Here is a 21,500-nt window from a genome sequence, read left to right on the forward strand (position 1 = left end):
GTGAAGATCACGCGCATCGCGCTGTGGGAAGTTCCCCTGACCAGCCATGAGACCTACTATATGGCTGATGGAAAAACCTGCGACACCACCACCTCTGTGGTTCTGCGAATCGATACGGATGCCGGGCTGCAAGGATGGGGTGAGGTCTGCCCCATTCCCCACTACTTGCCGGCCTATGCCAAGGGCGTCATCCCTGCCGTCATGGAACTGGCTCCGGTTCTGATCGGGGCCGACCCGGTTGGCCCCGAGGCATTGATGGAACGCGCGAACGCCTACCTGTACGGCCATGGCTATGCCAAGTCGGCCATCGATATGGCTCTGTGGGATCTGACTGCGCAGGCGGCGTCCCTGCCGCTGCATCGCCTGTTGGGCGGGCGGCAAGTCAAAGACATGCCGCTCTATCACTCGATCACCTGCGTCGCACCGGATGAAATGGCCCGAATGGCACGCGACGCTTATGACAACGGTATGCGCCAGTTTCAAGTGAAGCTGGGTGCGGACGACGACTGGCAAGCGGATGTGGAACGTCTGGCCAAGGTGCGCGAAGCCGTTGGGGCAGGTCCCTTGGTTTACGGCGATTGGAACTGCGGCTGCGATGCGCTGACGGCCATCCGGGTCGGGCGGGCCGCATCTCATATGGACGTAATGCTGGAACAGCCCTGCGCCAGTTTGCATGAATGCGCCCATGTCCAGCGTACAACCGGCCTGCCTATGAAGATCGACGAAAACGCCCATGACATCACCTCGGTGCTTGAGGCGCACCAACTGGGCTGCATGCAGGCGGCGGCGTTGAAACTGTCCAAGATGGGTGGCCTGTCTGCGATGCGGCAAATCCGCGACCTTTGTCTGACGCTGGGCACCCAGATGTGTATCGAAGACACTTGGGGCAGCGATATAACAACTGCGGCTGTGCTGCATCTTGCAGCATCGACACCCGCGCGTGGCATCCTGAACACTTGCGACCTGAGCCACTATGTCGGGCCCCGATTGGCTTCGGATTGTCCCGTGCGTCAGAATGGCCGTATCACCCCGCCCGAGGGGCCCGGTTTGGGTATCACGCCCGATGTTGATACGCTGGGTCAGCCGATTGCAATCATCGACTGATCCACATCATCGCGTGGTCTGTCTTGTCGTTGGCACCGCGCGATCCTAGGCTGACCCCAACAGCCACGGATCGTATGTGGCGCAAGCTTTGGGCGTACCATGCCAAATACCTTCGACAGTTGGATCGGACGTAGCGAAAGCCACAGCGACATCCTGCGCCCCGAACCAGCGCGGTTCATGCAAGCCACGCTGGTGCGGGAGCCCAGCTTGGAGATTGGTGATCCGCTCCCCCCGCTATGGCATTGGCTCTACTTTCTCGACGCCAAACCGCTGGATCAGTTGGGGCGGGACGGGCACCCAAAAAAGGGCGATTTTTTGCCACCTGTTACATTGCCTCGGCGCATGTGGGCAGGGGGTCGATTTACGTTTCATACACCCTTGCTGCTGGGGGCGCGTGTCAAGAAACGCTCGACCATCAAAGCAATCACTGAAAAAAACGGGCGCAGCGGGGAGCTGTGCTTTGTCACAGTGATGCATGAGGTTCTGGCCGAAGATGGCACGCTTGCCCTGATCGAAGAACATGACATCGTTTTTCGCGAAGACCCAAACCCTAACGCACCAAAACCCGCGCAACCTGCTGCGCCTGCCGACGCAGAGGTTTCGGAATTGGTTACGCCCTCCGAGGTCATGCTGTTCCGCTATTCGGCCCTAACTTTCAATGGCCACCGCATACACTACGACGTGGACTATGCCCGCACCGTCGAAGGGTATGACGGGCTGGTTTTTCACGGCCCGTTGACAGCGAAACTATTGGCCGATCTGGCCTGTCGGATCGTCGACAAACCGCTGAAAAAATTCGCATTCAAAGGCCTGTCTCCCATCGCCGGGATGGCACCATTTCACCTTGAAGGCAGGGTGAGTGAAGATGGTTTGGACCTTTGGGCTCGCCGCCATGACGGGGTCCAGGCGATGCAGGCCCATGCGTCGTTCTGATCCTCAACCGTTAATCGCGCTCAGCACCGCGCCTCAAGCAATTCAACGGCCTGATTGAAGCGAAAGGTGTTTTCCTCGGCCCGTGCGGTCAGATGTGCCCCTTCCAGCAGGGCAAGGGCCGCGCGGGCCTCGGCCGGGGCGGCACCCAAAGATGAAATGGAGCCATCCTGCGCAGCCAGTTCGAACACATGGGTCAGCCAGTTCACCATCATCGCTCGGAACTCAGATATCTTTTGGATCACCTCAGCCGACAGGCTTTCGCGACTGCTGATCAAGGCCACGCACAGACACAATGTTTTGCCGCCACTCAAAGCGTCCCGATAGATATCAATCAGCGCCAACAAACGCTGACCGGCGAAGGGGCAAGCGGCATCGATCCGATCACAATCGGCCTTCAACGCCTCATGGTATCGATCCATCAATGCCGCGGATAACGCTGCCTTAGTCGGGAAATGATAGTGGATGGATGCTTTGCGAATGCCGACCTCATCGGCCAAATCCGCATAGCTGAACCCATCAAACCCATGGGTGCGCGCGGCCTGCTCGGCGACGTTTAGAAGGGCCGCTTTCGTATCGGTCATCATGAAAACTCTACCTTTTGCGTTGCGACAAGCCTTGCGGCCTGTTCCGCCGCTTCCAATGCACCTTCAACGTATCCACCGAACTGGGAGGCAACCTCGGTCCCAGCGAATATCAGCGCTTGGTCCCACAGACCCATCAAGGGTGAGGGCAGGCCGTATGTTGGGTGATTGAATAGCGGCTGCTGATCTTCCAATGTTGCCGTGAACGGGTCATCGGCCCAGTCTTTGATAAACAGGTCCAGCGGCTGTGCAGCCTCTTGCCCGAACAGCCGCACGAGTTGATTCAAGACCAGTTGGCGCAGATGCACCTGATCTTTGCGCGCCTGCGGCGGCACTCCGACAAAACCGAATAGCGCATAGGGTGCGTCTTGGGCGGGCGAGGCATCGTGGATTTCAACCATCGGACCTCGACGGCTCATCGCGTCGCCGGACAATCCGGAGTTGCGCCAGAAGGGTGATGCATAGATTGCAACAACTTTGGCCTGGCCCGCCATCCAAGTGGGCACCGCAAGCATCGAGCTCAGCGCTTGGTCAGGCAATGCGGGCACAAAGGACAACTGCGCAGCAACACGAGGGGGCAGCGCGAGCACAACCCGATCAGCATGAACGGCTCGACCGTCGATAGCTGTTGCAATCACTCCATCTTCGGCACGCGCGATCTGTTGTATTGGCGTCGACAGGTGAACCCTGTCCGGGTGAACGCTTGTCGACAAAGCGTCGATCAGCGCACCAAAGCCGCCGTCCAATCGCAGCGATCCCCGCATGGATGCAAATCCAAGGCCCCGCGACACGCGGCCATGTTCGTCCTCATAGGTCAGCTCGCCGGCATAATGCTGTTCGAACCAAGATAGACCAAGCTGACCGATCAAGTCTGCAATCCTTGGCTGACCGGGCCAGAACCAAGCAGGACCCAGATCATAGCCGGTATCGCCATAATGCCGGGTCAGAATACGACCGCCCAGACGATCCCGAGCTTCGGCCAAAACAAAGTCATGCCCTTGTCGCGTTAGCTCTGCCGCAAGGCTCAGGCCCGAAAGACCGCCTCCGATAATCAGGGTCTGCGTCCGTAGTCTGGGTTGAGAGTTCATGTGCACGGCGCAATCAAACCGCCGGCGCTTTGGCATAGGGCAGATGGCCGGTCTTCATCCAGACCTTTGCACCATCAGGACCTGCCACAGCCGTCAAGTTTTCGCCGTCAGGCGACCGTAGCCATGCGTTCTTAGCCAGCGTATCCTCGCCTGAGGTGATCTGGCCATCTATGACCAACAACTCCTGCCCACCGGCTGCATCCGAAGTCAGTTCTGCACCCGGGTCAAGATGGCTGTAGGTGACGCGTTCGCGGGAATCTTCGTGTAGTAGTGCTGTCGCAACGCCATTGACCGGCGCACCAAGCTCCTCCGCCATTGTTTTACGGAACTGCTTTCGGTCCCCCATGTCAAACTGCCAGAGTTTGACAAAGATCGTACATCCCGGTGCCGAACCAGGCGTGTGAGACGAGGTTGGCGGGTTGCGCACATAGGTGCCTGCTGGGAAGTCGCCGTGCTCGTCTTGAAATACCCCATCCAGCACGATGAATTCTTCGCCTCCGGTATGGGTGTGGGCCGAGAACGAACTGCCTGATGCATAACGCACAATGGTGGTGGCACGGGCCACTTCGCCTCCGATCCGGTCGAGCATCCGACGGTCAACGCCCTTCATAGGCGAGGGCAACCAATCAATCTGGTCCGAGTGGACAACGACGCGGGCAGAGAAATCGGAGTTCAGTTCCATGGGAGGTTCCTTCTCGGGAAAGGTAGATTGGCATACAAGTTTCGCAATAACTATCTACTACTAGGTAGGCCGATTTCAATACCAAGTTTCGAACAACGGTCTTTTCGGTTGTACTTTAGGTATTTAACCGATCAAAACCGCTATGAATGTGCCAGAGCAGTCACCAGATAGTCGATCAACGCGCGAATTCTGGCGGTCAGGTGCCGGTTGGGCGGGTAAGTGGCGTATAGGCCCAAAATCCGGGCCTCGTATGCCTCAAGGATCAACTTTAGCCGTCCTTCCGCCAAGAACGGCTTCGCGGTGTACAAAGGCACCCGCCCGATCCCCAACCCATCAGCGGCCATGTTCGCGACCGCGCGAGGCGAATTGGCGCGGAAATTGCCCGAGACTGGTACAAATTGCTTTCCGTCTGAGGTTTTGAAATCCCAACTGTCGATCAGATTGCCCGTCGTTTGCAGTAGGCAGTTGTGCCGTGACAGATCTTCTGGCGTTTTGGGGGCTTCCATTCGGCCCAGGTAATCCGGTGCAGCACAGCAAACGATACGCATATCGGTCAGCTTACGCGCCACCAGCGAGGAGTCTTTCTGCGCCCCAAAGCGAATGGCCAGATCAAATCCTTCATCCACCAAGGACACATGGTGATCAGACAAATGCAGTTCGATCAAAACGCCTGGATGTTCATCCTGAAAGGGTTTGAGCAGATGAACTAACTCGGCCGATCCATAACCGGTCGGGGCTGTGATCCGGATGCGTCCGGCCAGCTCGGTCTGACGTTGCTGGACCAGCCCTTCCAACTCATCGAATTGTTCCAAGAGCGGCAAGCAGCGTTCGAAATAGGCCTTGCCGGTGTCGGTCAGGGTGACACTGCGGGTGGTGCGATGAAGAAGCTGAGCATTCAGACGCTGCTCTAGCTGGCCGATGTATTTACTGGCCAGTTTTGTGCTGATGCCGACCTGTCGGGCACCGTCTGTAAACGATGCGTGGCTTGCGACAGCCACAAAAACCCGCATTCCTGCGATGGTGTCCATTATCTACGCTTCGTTCATAGTAATTCAACATATGAATATATTATCGCCCAACTCTCAGCAAGTTATCTCTGGCTCCAGTGCAATCAAAAGAAGGAGCCATCTGATGACACATCCCCTCCGCATTCACAGCTTTCCGCTATCTGGCCACGCCCACCGGGTGGTTTTGTTCGCAAATTTAGCCGATATCCCTCATGACGTTGTCAATGTGGATTTGGCAGGCGGGGCGCATAAACAGGATGCGTTTCTGGCCTTGAACCCTGCAGGGCAAGTTCCGGTTTTAGAGGACGGCGATACTGTCGTGTGCGACAGCAACGCGATCCTCGTTTACCTCGCCCGCAAATACGCCCCTGACTATTTGCCCAATGATCCGGTGCTTGAGGCTGAGGTTCAGAAATTCCTGACCCTTGCCGCTGGCGAGCTCGCCTTCGGCCCCGCAGCCGCCCGGTTGATCAATGTGTTCAACGCACCTTTGGACAAGGCGTTTACCCACGCAACAGCAGCCAAAGTGTTGGGCAAGCTGGACGCACATCTGGACGGGCGCAATTGGCTGGTCGGTGATCGGCCCACAATCGCTGATGTGGCCATCTACAGCTACACCGCCCATGCCCCCGAAGGCGACGTTTCGTTGGAACCCTACCCGAATGTGCGTCAACTGCTGGCCAATATCGAAGCTTTGGAAGGGTTTGTTCCAATGCCCAAAACCGCAGCCGGGCTAAACGCCGCCTGAACCAGCATCTGAACCCACGAAACACTGAGAGGTCCGCCATGAACGCGCCAGTTCAAACCGAGCATTCTCCGTTTCACCGCGGCGAGCGCGAGATGCAGCGCCGCATCGGAAAACAGGACAGAATGGAAAAGATAGGCCGGACGGTGATCCGCCCGTTCATGCCGGACCAGCATCGTGAGTTCTTTGCACAGTTGCCCTTTGTATTTTTGGGCAGTGTTGATCAAGATGGCTGGCCCTGGGCATCAATCCTGTCGGGCCAGCCTGGATTTTTGTCCTCACCGAATGACAGACAGTTGAGACTGCAGGCCATGCCTCATACCAACGATCCATTGGCAGACACTCTGGTACGCGACACGCCGCTGGGTTTGCTGGGGCTTGAGCTTTCGACGCGGCGGCGGAATCGCCTGAATGCGACGATTGGTGAGGTATCAGAGACCGGCATACTGTTGGATGTGACCCAGTCTTTCGGGAATTGTCCGAAATACATTCAAACGCATGACATTGACTTCATCCGCGAGCCGGGCAGCAACTCGAAGAACTCAAAAATTGAGCGGTTCAATGAACTGGACACCGCCGCGCGCGACATGATCGCCTCAGCCAACGCATTCTACGTCGCAAGTTATGCAGACACCGATACGGGTCGCAGCGTTGACGTTTCGCATCGCGGCGGGCGGTCGGGGTTTGTGAAAGTGCAGGGCAACAGCCTTCTGGTGCCGGACTTTCAGGGGAATAACTTCTTCAACACGCTGGGCAACTTTCTGGTCACGCCGCGTGCAGGTTTACTATTTCCTGACTATCAAACCGGCGATGTTCTGATGCTGACAGGAACGGTAGACGTTTTGGAGGAACAGCATCCGGACATCGTGGGGTTTGAAGGTGCTCAACGCGGCTGGCGGTTTGAGTTGGTCAGCGGCATTCGGATACATGACGCGTTGCCGTTTCGTGCAGAACTGACCGAATATTCACCGACCAGCCTCGGCACGGGGAGTTGGACAACAAAAGCAAGGTAAGGGGTGGATACCCAGTTAGGTATGTCGCTCCGAGTCAGATATGTCGCAAATGCGCTAGTTCTGGCGGTTATCCAGCGCAACAAATAGATATGCGCCGTGTTTTAGCAACCAACCCATTGGACCGCCGGGCAACCGGCTGTGATCTCGTTGTGATGTGTCAATAGAAGCCTGCAGGGCGTTCTGATTGGTCGAAGTCACATGCAAAACGAGATGAAACATGACATATGCGCTGCGCCTGGCCATCGATATTGGCGGCACCTTTACCGATACGGTTTTGGTCGAAGGCGATGAGACGATACTGACCTCGGCCAAAACCCTGACGACCCATCAGAACCCGGCGGACGGGGCGATGGAGGGCGCGCAGCGGGTAATGGCCGCAAGCGGGCGGTCTCTGCCACAGGTGACAGGGTTCATCCATGGCACAACGCTGGCGACAAATGCGCTGATCGAACGGCGCGGGGCCGTGGTGGCCACGATCTGCACCGAAGGGTTCCGCGACATCCTCGATATCGGGTATGAGAGGCGCTATTCCCAATATGATATCAATCTGGAAAAGCCCGACCTTCTAGTCCCGCGTGAGCGATCCTTTGTGATCCGCGAACGTATGTCCGCCGAAGGCAAAGTGCTGATCCCGCTGGACGAGGCGCGGTTGGATGACCTGTTGGCTGAATTGGACACCTGCGGGGCCGAGGTTGTCGCGATCTGCCTGATGCACGCCTATGCCAACCCTGCGCATGAGCAGCGTCTGCGAGATCTTCTGGCCGAGCGCCGCCCAGACCTAACCGTCTCGATCTCATCCGATGTCAGTCCCGAAGCGCGCGAGTTCGACCGGCTCTGCACCACGGTCGCAAACGCATACATCCAGCCCTTGATGCAAAGCTATCTGGCCCGGTTCGTCGAGCAATTCGCAGCCGAGGGCGCAAGCTGCCCCATCCTGATGATGACAGCGGGAGGCGGTATGTGCACCATCGAAACCGCTGCGCGCTTTCCGATCCGCCTAGTCGAATCCGGCCCAGCGGGTGGGGCCATTCTGGCCGCACGCATAGCTGCGCAAGCGGGCCTCGATCAAGTTTTGTCCTTTGACATGGGCGGCACCACTGCCAAGCTCTGCCTGATAGACAACGCACGGCCACAGACTTCACGTTCTTTCGAAATCGCCCGCGCCGCGCGGTTCATCAAAGGCTCGGGCATGCCGGTGCGCATTCCGGTGATTGAGATGATCGAGATTGGTGCGGGGGGCGGCTCAATTGCCGGTGTGGACCGTCTGGGGCGCTTGACGGTGGGACCTAAATCCGCCGGGTCTGAGCCGGGACCGGTGGCTTTTATGCGTGGAGGCACCAGTCCCACAGTGACCGACAGTGACGTCGCACTGGGCTATATCGTTCCGGACACCTTTGCCGAGGGTCATATCCGGCTGGACCACGAAAGCGCCAAAGCCGCGCTGACCCGTGTGATTGGCGAGCGGTTGCAACTCGACGCCGTCGGTTCGGCGGATGGTGTCAGCCGCATTGTAGATGAAAGCATGGCCAGCGCCGGACGCATGCATGCTGTAGAAAGTGGCAAAGACCTCGGCCCACGCACAATGATCGCCTTTGGCGGCAATGGTCCGTTACACGCCAGCCGCGTCGCCCGTTCTGCCGGGGTGTCGCGGATCGTGATCCCGCCGAATCCGGGCGTCGGATCGGCTGTCGGCTTCCTGTTCGCACCGGTCTCGTTCGAGATAGTGCGCTCACACTATTCGCTGCTGAGCAGCATGGATCTGGATGGGGTGAACTCCTTGTTCGATGCGATGATTTCCGAGGCGAAAGAGGTCGTGGCCAAAGGGGCAAGCGATGCGCAAACTCAAACCAAGCGCACGGCTTTCATGCGTTATCTCGGGCAAGGGCACGAGATTGAAATCGCCTTGCCAGACCGAGCTCTGACGATCGATGACATTGCTCCATTGACCGCCGCCTTTGAGGAGGAGTACCGAAAACAATTCTCGCGCCCTGTGCCGGGGATGCAGATTGAAATCCTCAATTGGGCCGTCCGTGTGGCCACTTTGGACGCTGCAGTGCCGACAGTGCCCGATACGCCTCAACGTTGCGCAGTCATAGCGCCCGAGACGCGCCCGATCACCTGCGATGTGGATGGCATCGCAAAAGACGCGGGATTCATCGCGCGTGCCGATCTGAAACCCGGTGATCACGTGCCGGGACCAGCGCTGATCCATGAGCCCCAGACCACCACGCTCGTGTCCGCCGATTTTACGGCCCAAATGGATGCAATTGGCAACCTGGTGCTGATCCAGAACCAGAAAGGAGGCGCATGATGACAACCGACCTTTCCCCCGCTCGCCTACAAGTGATGTGGAACCGCCTGCTGGCGGTGGTTGAGGAACAGGGCCAGACCCTGATCCGCGCCGCCTTTTCCCCTATCGTGAGGGAATGCGGCGATATCTCTGCTGGAATCTTCGACGTCGATGGCCGGATGCTGGCCCAAGCAGTGACTGGCACGCCCGGACACATCAACACCATGGCCGAGGCGGTTCTACATCTGTGTCAGCGCTTTGCCATTCAAGACATGAGGCCCGGCGACATCTACATGACCAACGACCCCTGGCTGGCTTCAGGGCACCTGAACGACTTCCTGCTGATGATGCCTGCGTTCAAGGATGGTAAGGTGGCTGGGTTTACCTCCTGCACCTCACATCTGGTGGATTTGGGCGGTTTAGGCATGGGACCGGAAGGATCGGATGTTTACGACGAGGGCCTGCTGATCCCCCCTTGCAAGCTGGTCGAAGAAGGCACGCCAAATGCACTGCTGATGGACATCATCCGCGCCAACTCGCGCGAGCCGATTGCCAATGAGGGTGACATTTACGCCCTGATTGCCTGTTGTGAAACCGGGGTGAACCGACTGGTGGCGATGATGGAAGAGTTCGGGATCGACGATCTGGACCGCTTGGGCAGCTATATCATCGACACTTCGCGCAAAGGCGCGCTGGAGGCCATCGCCGAGGTGCCCGAAGGCGTTTACAAGAACGTGCTGCGCATGGACGGCTACGAGAATGAGCTGGAACTGCACGCCACGCTGACCGTTGCCAGCGACGGCATGCATGTGGATTTCAAGGGCACATCTGGTTGTTCCATGAAAGGCATCAATGTGCCGCTCAACTACGCCACGGCTTATACGGTCTTTGCCCTGCGCTGCATTGTAGGGCCCGATATTCCCAACAATGCGGGCTCGCTGGAACCGTTCACGGTGGATGGCCCAAAAGGTTGCATCCTGAACGCGCAGCGCCCGGTGCCGGTGGCGATGCGTCATACGTTGGGGCAGGTGACACCCGATCTGGTGCTGGGTTGCCTGCACCAGGCGCTGCCTGACAATGTTCCGGCTGAGGGTGCATCGTGCATGTTCGATCTACCCATGCGCCACGCGCCTGAGGTTGCGGCCAATGGCGGGCGCGAGTTTGCCATTGAACCCGTCCACAATGGCGGTACCGGCGCGAGACCCCACGCGGATGGTTTATCGGCCACGGCCTATCCGTCGGGTGTCTTTGGCTCTCAGGTCGAAATCACTGAAAGCGTGGCCCCAGTGATCATGTGGCGGCGCGAGTTGCTGCCGGATTCGGGCGGGGCGGGCAAGTATCGCGGCGGGTTGGGGCAGAGGATCGAAATGACCTCGTCCAACGGTGCGCCCTTCATTGTGTTCTTGTCGGTCGAGCGGCTGAAATTCCCCGCTTTGGGCCGCGTGGGTGGAAAGCCCGGCGCGCTTGGGCGTATCCGGTTCCGAAATAGTGACCGCGACATCCCCGGCAAGGGCGAATTGCGAGTCGAAGGCGGGGACTACCTTATCTTCGACACGCCCGGAGGTGGCGGGTTCGGTGACCCGGCGGATCGGAACCCGGACGCGCTCGCGCTGGATCTAAAGCGCGGATTGGTAACATCCGAAGGGGCCAAGGCCTACGGAGGCAAGCCATGATCCGAGCAGTCGGCCATATCCGCGCGATGGCTCCCTACGCTTTGGCTGATCTTGGGGATGCAGGTACCGTTTCTCTGGCACAGAATGAAAGCGCCTTTCCGCCCAGTCCAATGGCCGTTGCCGCGGGGCGAGCGGTGATGGACCAAATGCCATATTATCCCGATCCGGACTGGCCTGACTTGCGCGCGACAATTGCCAAGGTGCATGACCTCGACCCTGAAATGATCCTGTGCGGCGCGGGCTCGATGGAACTGATCGGTTGCTTGATCCGTGCCTATGTCGGCCCGGGCGATGGGGTGTTGGGTACGGATTACTGCTATGCCTATGTGGCGTCTGCTACGGCGCAGGTGAAGGCTGATTATGTGGAGGCGCATGAGGTCGATCTGACCGTTTCGGTCGATGATATCTTGGCCGCTGTCACGCCCAAAACGCGGATTGTTTTTGTCTGCAACCCGGGCAATCCGACAGGAACTGTGATCCCGAATGCTGAAATCATCCGTCTTCGCAACGCTCTGCGAAACGACGTATTGCTCGTGGTCGATCAAGCCTATGCAGAGTTTGTAGATACAGACCAGAATCCGGCTGAGATTTTTTCCTTGGCGAAACGCGGTGATACGGTGGTTTTGCGCACGTTCTCAAAAGCATATGGGTTAGCGGGCGCTCGAGTGGGTTGGGGTGTCTTTCCCCCAGAGATTGCATCTGAGGTTCGGAAAGTCCTGAACCCGAACAACGTATCCATACCCTCGCAAGCCATGGCCACGGCAGCGATGCAGGATCAGGCGCATATGCGGAAAACAGTAAACCGTACGGCTTCTATCCGGGATCACTTTGCCAGTGAGTGCAGGGCGCTCGGCTTGACTGTACCGCACAGCCATACAAATTTTGTGCTGATCAGGTTTGCGGATGTCGAAACCGCTCGGAAAGCTGATCGCTCGCTGCGGGCCGAGGGTTTACTGATGCGGGGCATGTGCGGTTATGGGCTGGGCGATTGCCTGCGCGCCACGATCTGTCCGCAGGCGATCATGGATCGCTGCCTTGCCGTACTCAGAAAGGTAACGTCATGATCCAAGAGACCCGAACACGAGCTAAAATCGGTGTGTTGGTACCCTTCACCAACACCAATCTGGAAGCCGACATGATGCTGATGCGATGCCCGGATACGACAGTGCATTTTCAGCGCATGGGCGGGTATGACGTCGATGAAATCCCCGGCTCAGATCAGATGGCGGGGCTGGGTGCTTCGGATATAAGCCACGACCTGAGAATGATCGCGGGCGTTCGGCCTGATGTGGTGCTGTACGGCTGTACCTCTGCCACCCTGACGCATGGGCCGTCTTTCGACGCGCAACTGGCGCGGGATATCAAAGCCGCATCTGGGGCTATTACCTTCACCGCAGCCGGGGCCCTGATACAGGCGATCAAAGCATTGGGCGTGGGCAAGGTCGGGTTCGCTTCACCCTATTTGGATGAGATCAACGTGCGGGCCGCAGATTTTCTGGCGCGGAACGACATCACCACGGTGCATTGTGCCGATATCGGGCGGGCGTTGGGGAACTATGGGCAGGGTGAGCTGACGCCGGATGAGGTTTTTGATCTTGCCTGTCGCGCAGATCACCCTGAGGCAAAGGCCATTGTGCTCAGCTGCACCGATATGCGCGCAGTCGAGGCGGTTAAGCAGATTGAACACCAGCTTGGAAAACCGGTTATCACCTCGAACCAGGCGATGATGTTTGCGCTGGTCCGCGTGTTGCGTCTGCCAAGACATAGCGGCCTTCCGGGCCACTTGTTTGACCACATGTGATCCAATACGGGCGTAATTCTCACGCAGATATGACCAGAATCCGCGGTGTGACCTCTTGTTCTCGATATTCCTTATCATTATTATCAGGTTTTGAATTCAGGTCCGCCGCGTCTACCGCGGCACTAACGATTTTCGGGCGATGATGCAGGCAATCAGAGATCAGGCAGTAGAAGAATGGCGCCTTGCTCCGGTACAGCATTTGGCGGGTCGATCCATGGCGATCATCAACCATTTACGGATGGTGGCGCTGCGCTGCCGCGCGGCTGCGCAGGTCGATCTGGATCAGGCGTGTGCCTTGCTGCTGGCCGATCCAGAAGACGCGCAGATGCGCCATGCTGAAACACTGATGCGCGGGTTCCGTCAGGCAGTCGACAAACGACCGGTCTTTCACCGCCCCGGCTGCACCGAATTGTCTTTTGACGAGGCTTGGCTGGGTCGTCTGTTTGATGCAATCGAACGCGAGGATGATGACAGTTTCCGCTTTTTGATTCAGTCCCGCGTTTCGCGCTGGCGGCAGCGAAATCTAGCCTTCCTGATCCGCTCGATCTCCGAGCAATTCCACTATATTTAGAATCATTCTAAAAAGTTCTTGGAATTTCCGCCTGATCCTCTAAATAGGTATCAGAACGCTGTTTTTGATCGTCAAAAGCAGAACAAAATGTAGGAAAAAGGTGATTTCCATGACACAGACAGCCGTTGACCTGACCACTGACGCCCGCAGCGTCATCGCCGATGCGTTGAATCAATCTGTCGCCGAAACTGCCGTGGCGACCATGCTGGCACAGAACTTTCATTGGAATGTAACCGGAATGGCCTTTGGCCCGCTGCATGATCTGTTCCAGAAAATCTACGAGGATCACTTTATTGCACAAGATGATCTGGCCGAGCGGGTAAAGGCGCTGGACGCCCATGCCGAAGGCACGCTGGCGGGTATGCTGAAACGTTCGAAAGTAGAAGAGCATGACGGCCACGCCACCGACAAAGAGATGATCAAGCATATGATGGACGCTCAGGAAACGCTGGCTGCCACACTGGCCGGCGCGGGTGAACTGGCGGCCGAGCATGGTGATACCCTGACCGAGGATCTGTGCATCAGCCGTGGCCAGACCCACGAGAAATTTGCGTGGTTCCTGCGCGCTATGCTGCGCTAAGCTAGGTGGCTAGGGGAATCTTCAACTTGGCCTTCTTCTTCCTCAGCTTTTTCAGATAGGCCGGTCCCCAATGGGTGTACCGGCCCATTTTTTCCTGCTGACAGATCAACATCTGTATAAAAGCCTCTTGCTGGTCGGGGCGTTTGATCAACTTGAACAGTTTCTTTTGGGGTTTCGTCATCGAACAGCCGATGCAGTGGCCCTCGCGCCGAAATTTACACACATCGATACAGGGCGAGGGGACTTTCTTGCTCATCAAAACTACTCTTTGAATGGGTCACTCAAGGGTCGCCCCTAGCTGGGTTTGTGACTGTCACGTTTCAAATAAGGCGACTTGCTGATGATTTCGAGAGAGGCAGGTTCAAAATTGCGCCTCGCGGGCAATCATCACAACTGCCAAGACTGTTTGCGGCCCTTTCCCCGGGCAGAATGTCGTGGAATAAACCGCTAAAACAGGTCCGGTGTGCTAGCTCAATATGGACCCGGCAACGATTAGTGACAGGAACCCCGAAATGATCAAAGACAATCCCGATCTGATCGCGGCCATCCGTGACCGTTTCGCCCATGTAGAAAGCTGCCCGTTTCAGGGAGAGCGTATCTTCTTCGAAAACGCAGGCGGTGCGTTGACTTTGAAAAAAGTGGTTGAGACTTCGGCGTTTTATGCTGCGATCCCGGACAATCCGGGGCGGATCAATCCGGCCGGGCAGGGCACACAGAGTGTGATCAACAAGGCCAAGGCCGATCTAGGCGTGTTCATGAATGCCAGTTCAGGTCAGTTCTTTGCCGGGGAAAGCGGGACCGAGCTGTTGTTCCGTTTGATCCGAACCGCCTGTCTGGTTGCGCCGAAAGGGGCAAAGGTGATCGGGTCGTCGATCGAACACCCGGCGACCCGCAGCGCCGCGCGTCGCTGGGCTGAAATCGCCGAGCTCGAATACGTGAACGTGCAGCATGGCGATGATACTGGGTTGGTCACGGCCGAAGATTATGCTGCACTGATGACCCCGGATGTCGCGGTGGCCACGATCCTGCATGCCTCACCCGTGACGGGTATGGGCATGGACGTGGCCGCGATCTCAGCCGCGATCCGAGCGATTTCACCTGATTGCCTGATCATTGTGGATGGCATTCAACACGCAGCACATGGGCAGCTGGATCTGGATGCGTATGATGTCGATGGCTATGCCATTTCACCCTACAAGGTATTCTCGCGCCATGGCTATGGCATTGCGTGGATTTCCGACAAGCTAAGCACGCTGCCCCATGACATGCTGATCGACGCGCCTGCGACGGGGTGGGAGTTTGGCACCCGAGACGCCGGTTCGTATGCCACCATCTCCGACGTGATCGATTATTTTGTCTGGCTGGGCGGAGAGGTGTCGGACGAAAAGGAGCCGCGAAAACGGATCGAAGCCGCAGGCCGCGCTATTCATACCTATGAGACCCACCTGACCAACGCGATGATCAACGGGGTCGGCAACCTTCCGGGGCTGCGGGATATGGACCATATCCACATTCTGGCCGGGGCGGACAACACCGCGCGAGAAGGGCTGGTGTCGGTCGTCGTCGATGGAATCCCGTCGGAACAGGTGGTCGAAACCCTCAACCAGCAGGGCATCCGCACTCATGTCCGCAAGGCGGATCACTACTCAGGCAATGTGCTGACGCCGCTGGGCTTGTCGGACTGCATCCGTATCTCGCTGTGTCACTATAACACCGAACAGGAAGTGGCGCAGTTGCTGACCGCCCTGAAAGACATGGCAGCCTGAGCATATGAAAAAGCCCGACCAATAGGTCGGGCTTTTCTGCTATCAGATCAGACCTTTAGAAATGGGCCGATTTGGTCTTCGCGGGGGCCTGTACAGGTGGCGCGAATTTCGTCAGATCAATGCCTTCTACGGCAGTCTTGTACTCTTCGATCGTTGGCGTGCGGCCCAGGATGGCCGACAGGACCACAACCGGGGTCGAGGCCAGCAGGCTTTCACCTTTCTTATCCGGCGCATCCGCCACGACGCGGCCCTGGAACAGACGGGTTGAGGTGGCCAGAACCGTGTCGCCCTTGGCGGCTTTCTCCTGGTTGCCCATGCAAAGGTTACAACCCGGACGTTCAAGGTACAGGATGTTCTCGTAATCTGTACGGGCTTGCGTTTTGGGGAACAGATCGTCGAATTCGAACCCGGAATAGCGTTGAAGGATTTCCCAATCGCCTTCCGCCTTCAACTCATCAATGATGTTGTAGGTCGGCGCGGCCACAACTAGCGGCGCGTTAAACTCCACCTTGCCCGAGTCCTTTTCAAGGTTGCGCAGCATCTGCGCCACGATCTTCATGTCGCCCTTATGCACCATGCACGAGCCGACAAAGCCTAGATCGACATGCTTTTCGGCATTGTAGTACGAGATCGGGCGGATCGTGTCGTGGGTGTAGCGCTTGGACACATCCGCGTTGTTGACATCCGGATCGGCGATCATTGGCTCAATGATCTGATCCAGATCGACGACCACTTCAGCGAAGTATTTCGCGTTGTCATCGGGTTGCAGCGCCGGTTTTTCACCCGATTTAATCTCCGCGATGCGCGTATCCGCGATATCGATCAGCTTTTGCAGCATGCCGTTTTCATGCTCCATGCCCTTGTCGATCATGATCTGGATACGCGACTTGGCCAGCTCCAGCGAACCGATCAGCGTCTCGTCATTCGAAATGCAGACCGAGGCCTTGGCCTTCATCTCAGCGGTCCAGTCGGTGAAGGTGAAAGCCTGATCCGCCAACAGCGTGCCGATTTGCACCTCAATCACACGGCCCTGAAAAACGTTGTCGCCATGTTGGTCCAGCATCTGAGCCTGCGTCGCATGCACCACGTCGCGGAAATCCATGTGCTCGGCCATCTGACCCTTGAAGGTCACCTTGACTGATTCAGGGATCGGCATCGAGGCTTCGCCGGTGGCCAGTGCCAGCGCAACGGTGCCCGAGTCCGCCCCAAAGGCGACGCCTTTGGACATGCGGGTGTGGCTGTCGCCGCCGATGATGACCGACCAGTCATCCACGGTGATGTCGTTCAGCACCTTGTGGATCACGTCGGTCATCGAATGGTAAACGCCTTTCGGGTCACGCCCGGTGACAAGGCCGAAATCATTCATGAACTTCATCAGCCGCGGGGTGTTGGCCTGTGCCTTGGCATCCCACACCGAAGCCGTGTGACAGCCCGACTGGTACGCCCCATCTACGCTGGGTGAGACCACTGTCGCAGCCATCGCTTCGAGTTCCTGCATGGTCATCAGGCCGGTCGTGTCCTGTGAGCCAACAATGTTGACCCGGACGCGCACGTCAGACCCGGCATGCAATGTCTTGCCCGGCGTGGTGCCAAGGGCGTTTTTGTTGAAGATCTTCTCAACTGCGGTCAGGCCCTGACCGTCATGGCTGATCTCTTTAGACGGCGCAAAAACCAGGGGGGCTTCAACACCCAGTGTCTCGGCCGCGATGGTCTGCAGCTTTTTGCCAAAGACAATGGCATAAGAGCCACCGGCCTTCATAAATTCAACCTTCTGCGGCGTGAAGGAGGCCGGAACATCAGCCAGTTCTTCGCCATTCTCACTTAGCAGCTTGTGGGTCTTGGTGTTGATCTTCAGCACCGTACCTGTGGCAACCGAGTATTTCTCTTCAAGGATCGGATTGCCGTCATTGTTCAGGATCGCATTGCCATCTTCGTCGACCTTTTTAACCCAGTTCTTCAGGTCAAGGCCAATGCCGCCCGTCACGCCCACGGTGGTCAGAAAGATCGGCGAGATGCCATTGGTGCCCGCCACAACCGGAGCAATGTTGACGAAGGGCACATAAGGGCTGGCCTGTTTGCCGGTCCAAAGCGCCACGTTGTTCACGCCAGACATACGGGACGAGCCCACGCCCATCGTGCCTTTTTCCGCAATCAGCATAACGCGTTTACCGGGGTGTTTCAGCTTCAGCGCCTCAATTTCCTGCTGCGCAGCCTCCGAGATCAGGCATCTGCCATGCAGTTCCCGATCAGCACGCGAATGCGCCTGATTACCGGGCGACAGAAGGTCGGTCGAGATATCACCTTCGGCTGCGACATAAGTTACAACTTCGATTTCTTCATCGATTTCGGGAAGCTTGGTAAAAAATTCGGCTTTGGCGTAGCTTTCAAGAATGTCTTTCGCGATCGGATTGCCGGCCTCAAAGGCGGCCTTCAGACGGTCGATATCAGCGTCATAAAGGAACACTTGCGTTTTTAGCACCTCTGCCGCCTTGTCGGCGATTGCGGCATCTTCACCCAAGGCCAGATCCAACAGAACCTCGACCGAGGGGCCACCTTTCATATGTGACAGCAGCTCGAATGCAAACTCCTGCGTTATCTCTTCGACATCCGCGTCACCAAGAATGATCTCTTTCAGAAAGCGGGCCTTTTCACCGGCGGCGCTGGTTGTGCCGGGCAGCGTGTTGTAGATGAAATAGTTCAGTGAATCGGCGCGAAATTCGTTCTGTGGATCACGAATCTGATCGATAATCTCTTTCGCCAACGCGCCATCGTCGACGGGTTTGGGGCTCAGACCCTGCTCTTTGCGGGTTTCGATTTCACTCAGGTAATCTGTATAGAGGCTCATGGCATTTTCCGACGATTGGGGCGAGAGCGCGAGCTGTAGTTATCACCTCGCCATTCAATTTGTATGCGGCGGTATACGAAAAGGACGAAGGTTGCAAGAGCGTCGGCTATGGCGCGTTGCCCTGTCTTGCGGTTCAGCGAATGATGGCCACCCAGACATCTCCGACACGGAACTGGCTGGTTGCCCCAAGCCGCATGGGTTTGTCCGGCGCAGTTTGCCGACCGCGCACCCAGGTGCCATTCGAAGAGCCCAGATCACGGACCTGAAGCTGATTGCCTTTCGCAATCTGCAAGATACAGTGCCTGCCAGACGCCCCCTTGCTGCGTGTCAACGCCAGATCGGCCCAACCGGGATCGCGCCCGATTTTAATCTGGCGTGAGGATTTGAGACCCTGAACCTGATTGAACACAAGGCTTTTGCCGCGATCCGGCCCGGATTGCACAACCAACCGCCACAAAGGCACTGGTCGCGGGGCCATCGGGCTGAACCAGCGGATTTCAGCAGCCCGGTCATATCGTGCGGCGGTATTTGGGTTCAGACCTGTCAGGCCCAGCGTCATGATCTTTTTCATCGCCCGCGTGGACCTGCGCACGGGTGAGACAGGCTTGCCGCTTTTATCACGCATCGTCAGGCGCAGAACAAAGCGGCCCAGAGTTGCCCCGTTCAACACCCCTTCGCAGATCAGCCAGTAGATCAGCACCATCGCCAGATACAGCCCCGCCGACAGGGCTGGGCCCGCGCGTAGCAGGCCAAGCTCCTGCCGCAAGACCGGCTCAACGGTGGCGCAGACAAACGCCAGAAATATAAAATCGAACAGCGCCGCCGCGCTGAGCAGGCGGGCGGCGTTTTTGTCGTCCAAAGGGCCCCCGATCGCCATCACCGTGCCCCCAGCATTGTCAGAATCATGAACAGCGCTGCTCCGATTGAGCACAGCATGAGCGCATCACAATGAAGCCGCAGCGCATGTTTCCCGGCTGCGTTGGAGTTACGAAAATGAAACCCGGCGACCCACAAGGCAAGACCCATACCGACAATGGTGAACAGCAAGGTCTCGGACAGGATTTGCCGGTTCATGGCAACCGCCAACCAATCGGCAGCACCCACAATCAATCCACCCCACAGGATGGCAACAACATAGACAGCAAAGCTCAACGCCTCATTCCGGGAACGGCTGAGCCAAGTTACCAACGCCCCCAAACCCCAGCCCAATGCGGCGGCGATGAGAATCACCAAAATCATCCGAACGGGCAGCGAGAGTGTTACCACCTCAACATTAAAAACCATCCTAGAGGTATTGTTCGCGAAATTGGAACTAATACCCAGAATAGCCAATAACGCGCCAATACCGGCGCCGATATTTCCGGCAAATGCAAAAACCTCATTCGCCAGAACCATCTTGTCCCGTAAACCAAAGGGTAATCTCATCTTAAAACTCATCCTATGATCGAATGTTCAAAAGTATTTGGTCGAATGCCAATCGAATCAGTATTCTATCTTTGCAGGTCATTTGCGAATCGTTGATTGAAAATAAAAAATATGTGAGTTCTTAATCAACTAAGAAGAAAAATTGTTTTACGGAGTAACGAGATGCGTACAGTTGCAGTGTCATTTTTTGCTGCTATTTCCCTTCTACTGACAGCATGTACCGATGAGGCGTTCCAATCTGCTTCATCATCTTCAGTAGCTGGAAAAACCCAACAGGAAAAACAGCTGGAAAAGCAGGTCAAAAGCCTGGATCAGGTGTCTAAGGACATCATTGTTAACAATACAGTTCAGGGTGCGCTTGCTGGCGCGGTTGTTGGCTGTGGTCTCGGCCTTTTGCTCGGCGGCGACGCCGGGGATTGCGCGGCGGGTGCTGCGGCAGGCGGCCTGATCGGCGGTGTCGGCGGCAACCAGGTCGGCCGTCAGGCTGCTGCTAAGAATGTTGAAATCGTCAACAGCAAGCAGGTTCTGGCAAACCTGTCGAATGTCAGCAAACAGCTGAGCTCGGTCGAAGCAAACCTGCGTTCGGTATTGGCCTCGCAGAATGCTGAGCTGAAGTCGCTGCGCCGTCAGCTGGACGGTGGGCAGCTGTCTCAGTCGGCTTATAATCAGCGCGTCAATGCGATCAAATCCAACCGTCAGGTTGTGTCAAATGAGCTGAAGCGCAGTGAAAAGAACATGGACAGCACCATCTCGGAGCTGAAGACAGCGTCGAGCAAAGGTCAACCCGGCCTGGGCGGTGCAACAAATGCTGCGGTCAGCAACAAGAACCGGCTGGCACGGACGCGGGCATCCATCAACCTGCTTTAAATTTACATAGCCCGCGCCTGACCCAGGGCGCGGGTTTTCAATTGGTAAGAGTGAGATAATGACTTCAGATCTTCTTCGTTTTTCAAGACCTTTCGCCCTTGTCGCGGCCACCGTTGTTGCGGGTTGCACTGGTTCAACAGACCCAACAACGGCAACTTTGTTTGACAATATTGCCAATCTGAATTCCGGCGAATACGACCGCCAGATCGCCAACAATAAGGCGCAGGCGGATGCCATTATCGCTCAGAACAAAGCGGCCGAGCAGCGCAATGCGCAATTGGCGGCGCAGAGCAATGCCAACAAAACCGAAATCGCATCGCTGCGTAGACAGATTGCTGACGTCAAGGCGCAAGGCGCAAAGGCGAGGGCTGCATCGGCATCGGATCCTGTGAAACTGCAGCAGGTTCAAGCGTTGGACAATCAACTGAATGCGGTTGAGCGCGACGTGAATAGCGGCGCGAGTTCTGCGGCGATCTCATCCGAACTGAGCCGGATCAAGTCGGCGTATCGCGCGCTGTCCATATAATTC

Annotated in this window: 21 protein-coding genes; 13 read left to right on the forward strand and 8 right to left on the reverse strand. The window is 57.1% G+C overall.

Annotation, left to right across the window (positions count from 1 at the left end; all coding sequences use genetic code 11):
• Complete coding sequence (locus tag AC2FGE_RS04840; protein ID WP_496818071.1) at window positions 1-1,104, forward strand: mandelate racemase/muconate lactonizing enzyme family protein; 1,104 nt, start codon at window positions 1-3, stop codon at window positions 1,102-1,104.
• 99 nt (window positions 1,105-1,203) lie between these two features.
• Window positions 1,204-2,037: an HTD2 family dehydratase gene (locus tag AC2FGE_RS04845; protein ID WP_496818072.1), complete on the forward strand. Its 834-nt coding sequence runs from the start codon at window positions 1,204-1,206 to the stop codon at window positions 2,035-2,037.
• A gap of 20 nt (window positions 2,038-2,057) precedes the next feature.
• On the opposite strand, the gene AC2FGE_RS04850 is transcribed toward AC2FGE_RS04845, so the two are convergent.
• From AC2FGE_RS04850 to AC2FGE_RS04865, 4 genes are all read right to left on the reverse strand, one after another.
• Window positions 2,058-2,618, reverse strand: a complete 561-nt coding sequence (locus AC2FGE_RS04850) for a TetR/AcrR family transcriptional regulator (RefSeq protein WP_496818073.1) — start codon at window positions 2,616-2,618, stop codon at window positions 2,058-2,060.
• Window positions 2,618-3,706: a flavin monoamine oxidase family protein gene (locus AC2FGE_RS04855; RefSeq protein WP_496818074.1), complete on the reverse strand. Its 1,089-nt coding sequence runs from the start codon at window positions 3,704-3,706 to the stop codon at window positions 2,618-2,620. The genes AC2FGE_RS04850 and AC2FGE_RS04855 overlap by 1 nt, the downstream gene beginning before the upstream one ends.
• A 13-nt stretch (window positions 3,707-3,719) precedes the next feature.
• Window positions 3,720-4,388, reverse strand: a complete 669-nt coding sequence (locus AC2FGE_RS04860) for a cupin domain-containing protein (protein WP_496818075.1) — start codon at window positions 4,386-4,388, stop codon at window positions 3,720-3,722.
• 140 nt (window positions 4,389-4,528) lie between these two features.
• A complete protein-coding gene (locus AC2FGE_RS04865; protein WP_496818076.1) occupies window positions 4,529-5,416 on the reverse strand; it encodes a LysR family transcriptional regulator in 888 nt (295 codons plus the stop codon).
• Window positions 5,417-5,519: 103 nt separating this feature from the next.
• Here AC2FGE_RS04865 and AC2FGE_RS04870 point away from each other — a divergent pair, with 103 nt between their 5' ends.
• The 8 genes from AC2FGE_RS04870 to AC2FGE_RS04905 all read left to right on the forward strand — a co-directional run bounded on the left by AC2FGE_RS04870 (window position 5,520) and on the right by AC2FGE_RS04905 (window position 14,068).
• The gene (locus AC2FGE_RS04870; RefSeq protein WP_496818077.1) at window positions 5,520-6,143 is read left to right on the forward strand and encodes a glutathione S-transferase family protein; all 624 of its coding nucleotides are present in this window, start codon (window positions 5,520-5,522) and stop codon (window positions 6,141-6,143) included.
• A 38-nt stretch (window positions 6,144-6,181) separates the two neighbouring features.
• Window positions 6,182-7,153, forward strand: coding sequence for a pyridoxamine 5'-phosphate oxidase family protein (locus AC2FGE_RS04875; protein ID WP_496818078.1), 972 nt, complete (start codon window positions 6,182-6,184; stop codon window positions 7,151-7,153).
• Between the two features lie 217 nt (window positions 7,154-7,370).
• Window positions 7,371-9,464, forward strand: coding sequence for a hydantoinase/oxoprolinase family protein (locus AC2FGE_RS04880; RefSeq protein WP_496818080.1), 2,094 nt, complete (start codon window positions 7,371-7,373; stop codon window positions 9,462-9,464).
• Window positions 9,464-11,116 (forward strand): hydantoinase B/oxoprolinase family protein, encoded by a 1,653-nt coding sequence (locus AC2FGE_RS04885; protein ID WP_496818081.1) that lies wholly within the window; start codon window positions 9,464-9,466, stop codon window positions 11,114-11,116. The genes AC2FGE_RS04880 and AC2FGE_RS04885 overlap by 1 nt, the downstream gene beginning before the upstream one ends.
• Window positions 11,113-12,180, forward strand: a complete 1,068-nt coding sequence (locus tag AC2FGE_RS04890; RefSeq protein ID WP_496818082.1) for a pyridoxal phosphate-dependent aminotransferase — start codon at window positions 11,113-11,115, stop codon at window positions 12,178-12,180. Before AC2FGE_RS04885 ends, AC2FGE_RS04890 begins: the two co-directional genes overlap by 4 nt.
• Window positions 12,177-12,917: a maleate cis-trans isomerase family protein gene (locus AC2FGE_RS04895; RefSeq protein ID WP_496818083.1), complete on the forward strand. Its 741-nt coding sequence runs from the start codon at window positions 12,177-12,179 to the stop codon at window positions 12,915-12,917. The genes AC2FGE_RS04890 and AC2FGE_RS04895 overlap by 4 nt, the downstream gene beginning before the upstream one ends.
• Window positions 12,918-13,059: 142 nt before the next feature.
• Window positions 13,060-13,488 (forward strand): hypothetical protein, encoded by a 429-nt coding sequence (locus AC2FGE_RS04900; RefSeq protein ID WP_496818084.1) that lies wholly within the window; start codon window positions 13,060-13,062, stop codon window positions 13,486-13,488.
• A gap of 109 nt (window positions 13,489-13,597) precedes the next feature.
• Window positions 13,598-14,068 (forward strand): Dps family protein, encoded by a 471-nt coding sequence (locus AC2FGE_RS04905; protein WP_496818085.1) that lies wholly within the window; start codon window positions 13,598-13,600, stop codon window positions 14,066-14,068.
• A 1-nt stretch (window position 14,069) separates the two neighbouring features.
• Here AC2FGE_RS04905 and AC2FGE_RS04910 read toward each other — a convergent pair whose 3' ends face one another.
• Complete coding sequence (locus AC2FGE_RS04910; RefSeq protein ID WP_496818086.1) at window positions 14,070-14,324, reverse strand: DUF1289 domain-containing protein; 255 nt, start codon at window positions 14,322-14,324, stop codon at window positions 14,070-14,072.
• A gap of 256 nt (window positions 14,325-14,580) precedes the next feature.
• Between AC2FGE_RS04910 and AC2FGE_RS04915 the strand changes: the two genes are divergently transcribed.
• A complete protein-coding gene (locus tag AC2FGE_RS04915) occupies window positions 14,581-15,834 on the forward strand; it encodes an aminotransferase class V-fold PLP-dependent enzyme (protein ID WP_496818087.1) in 1,254 nt (417 codons plus the stop codon).
• 55 nt (window positions 15,835-15,889) lie between these two features.
• Here the strand turns inward: AC2FGE_RS04915 and AC2FGE_RS04920 are convergent, their stop codons facing one another.
• From AC2FGE_RS04920 to AC2FGE_RS04930, 3 genes are all read right to left on the reverse strand, one after another.
• Window positions 15,890-18,679 carry a bifunctional aconitate hydratase 2/2-methylisocitrate dehydratase gene (locus tag AC2FGE_RS04920; RefSeq protein ID WP_496818088.1) on the reverse strand — a complete coding sequence of 930 codons (2,790 nt, stop codon included), beginning with the start codon at window positions 18,677-18,679 and terminating at the stop codon, window positions 15,890-15,892.
• A gap of 133 nt (window positions 18,680-18,812) precedes the next feature.
• Complete coding sequence (locus tag AC2FGE_RS04925; protein ID WP_496818089.1) at window positions 18,813-19,556, reverse strand: FHA domain-containing protein; 744 nt, start codon at window positions 19,554-19,556, stop codon at window positions 18,813-18,815.
• Window positions 19,556-20,104 carry a hypothetical protein gene (locus tag AC2FGE_RS04930; protein WP_496818090.1) on the reverse strand — a complete coding sequence of 183 codons (549 nt, stop codon included), beginning with the start codon at window positions 20,102-20,104 and terminating at the stop codon, window positions 19,556-19,558. Before AC2FGE_RS04930 ends, AC2FGE_RS04925 begins: the two co-directional genes overlap by 1 nt.
• A gap of 162 nt (window positions 20,105-20,266) precedes the next feature.
• Here AC2FGE_RS04930 and AC2FGE_RS04935 point away from each other — a divergent pair, with 162 nt between their 5' ends.
• Window positions 20,267-20,971, forward strand: a complete 705-nt coding sequence (locus AC2FGE_RS04935) for a hypothetical protein (RefSeq protein ID WP_353010186.1) — start codon at window positions 20,267-20,269, stop codon at window positions 20,969-20,971.
• Between the two features lie 157 nt (window positions 20,972-21,128).
• Window positions 21,129-21,497, forward strand: a complete 369-nt coding sequence (locus AC2FGE_RS04940) for a hypothetical protein (protein WP_496818091.1) — start codon at window positions 21,129-21,131, stop codon at window positions 21,495-21,497.
• The last annotated feature ends 3 nt before the right edge of the window (window positions 21,498-21,500 follow it).

The organism is Ruegeria sp. YTSA075, from assembly GCF_059610245.1.

Coding starts and splice junctions, on each gene's coding strand:
- AC2FGE_RS04920 (WP_496818088.1), bottom strand. CDS start 18,679: ATGAGCCTCTATACAGATTACCTGAGTGAAATCGAAACCCGCAAAGAG.
- AC2FGE_RS04880 (WP_496818080.1), top strand. CDS start 7,371: ATGACATATGCGCTGCGCCTGGCCATCGATATTGGCGGCACCTTTACC.
- AC2FGE_RS04935 (WP_353010186.1), top strand. CDS start 20,267: ATGCGTACAGTTGCAGTGTCATTTTTTGCTGCTATTTCCCTTCTACTG.
- AC2FGE_RS04925 (WP_496818089.1), bottom strand. CDS start 19,556: ATGGCGATCGGGGGCCCTTTGGACGACAAAAACGCCGCCCGCCTGCTC.
- AC2FGE_RS04875 (WP_496818078.1), top strand. CDS start 6,182: ATGAACGCGCCAGTTCAAACCGAGCATTCTCCGTTTCACCGCGGCGAG.
- AC2FGE_RS04890 (WP_496818082.1), top strand. CDS start 11,113: ATGATCCGAGCAGTCGGCCATATCCGCGCGATGGCTCCCTACGCTTTG.
- AC2FGE_RS04870 (WP_496818077.1), top strand. CDS start 5,520: ATGACACATCCCCTCCGCATTCACAGCTTTCCGCTATCTGGCCACGCC.
- AC2FGE_RS04895 (WP_496818083.1), top strand. CDS start 12,177: ATGATCCAAGAGACCCGAACACGAGCTAAAATCGGTGTGTTGGTACCC.
- AC2FGE_RS04850 (WP_496818073.1), bottom strand. CDS start 2,618: ATGACCGATACGAAAGCGGCCCTTCTAAACGTCGCCGAGCAGGCCGCG.
- AC2FGE_RS04905 (WP_496818085.1), top strand. CDS start 13,598: ATGACACAGACAGCCGTTGACCTGACCACTGACGCCCGCAGCGTCATC.
- AC2FGE_RS04910 (WP_496818086.1), bottom strand. CDS start 14,324: ATGAGCAAGAAAGTCCCCTCGCCCTGTATCGATGTGTGTAAATTTCGG.
- AC2FGE_RS04900 (WP_496818084.1), top strand. CDS start 13,060: ATGCAGGCAATCAGAGATCAGGCAGTAGAAGAATGGCGCCTTGCTCCG.
- AC2FGE_RS04855 (WP_496818074.1), bottom strand. CDS start 3,706: ATGAACTCTCAACCCAGACTACGGACGCAGACCCTGATTATCGGAGGC.
- AC2FGE_RS04845 (WP_496818072.1), top strand. CDS start 1,204: ATGCCAAATACCTTCGACAGTTGGATCGGACGTAGCGAAAGCCACAGC.
- AC2FGE_RS04885 (WP_496818081.1), top strand. CDS start 9,464: ATGACAACCGACCTTTCCCCCGCTCGCCTACAAGTGATGTGGAACCGC.
- AC2FGE_RS04860 (WP_496818075.1), bottom strand. CDS start 4,388: ATGGAACTGAACTCCGATTTCTCTGCCCGCGTCGTTGTCCACTCGGAC.
- AC2FGE_RS04930 (WP_496818090.1), bottom strand. CDS start 20,104: ATGAGATTACCCTTTGGTTTACGGGACAAGATGGTTCTGGCGAATGAG.
- AC2FGE_RS04915 (WP_496818087.1), top strand. CDS start 14,581: ATGATCAAAGACAATCCCGATCTGATCGCGGCCATCCGTGACCGTTTC.
- AC2FGE_RS04865 (WP_496818076.1), bottom strand. CDS start 5,416: ATGGACACCATCGCAGGAATGCGGGTTTTTGTGGCTGTCGCAAGCCAC.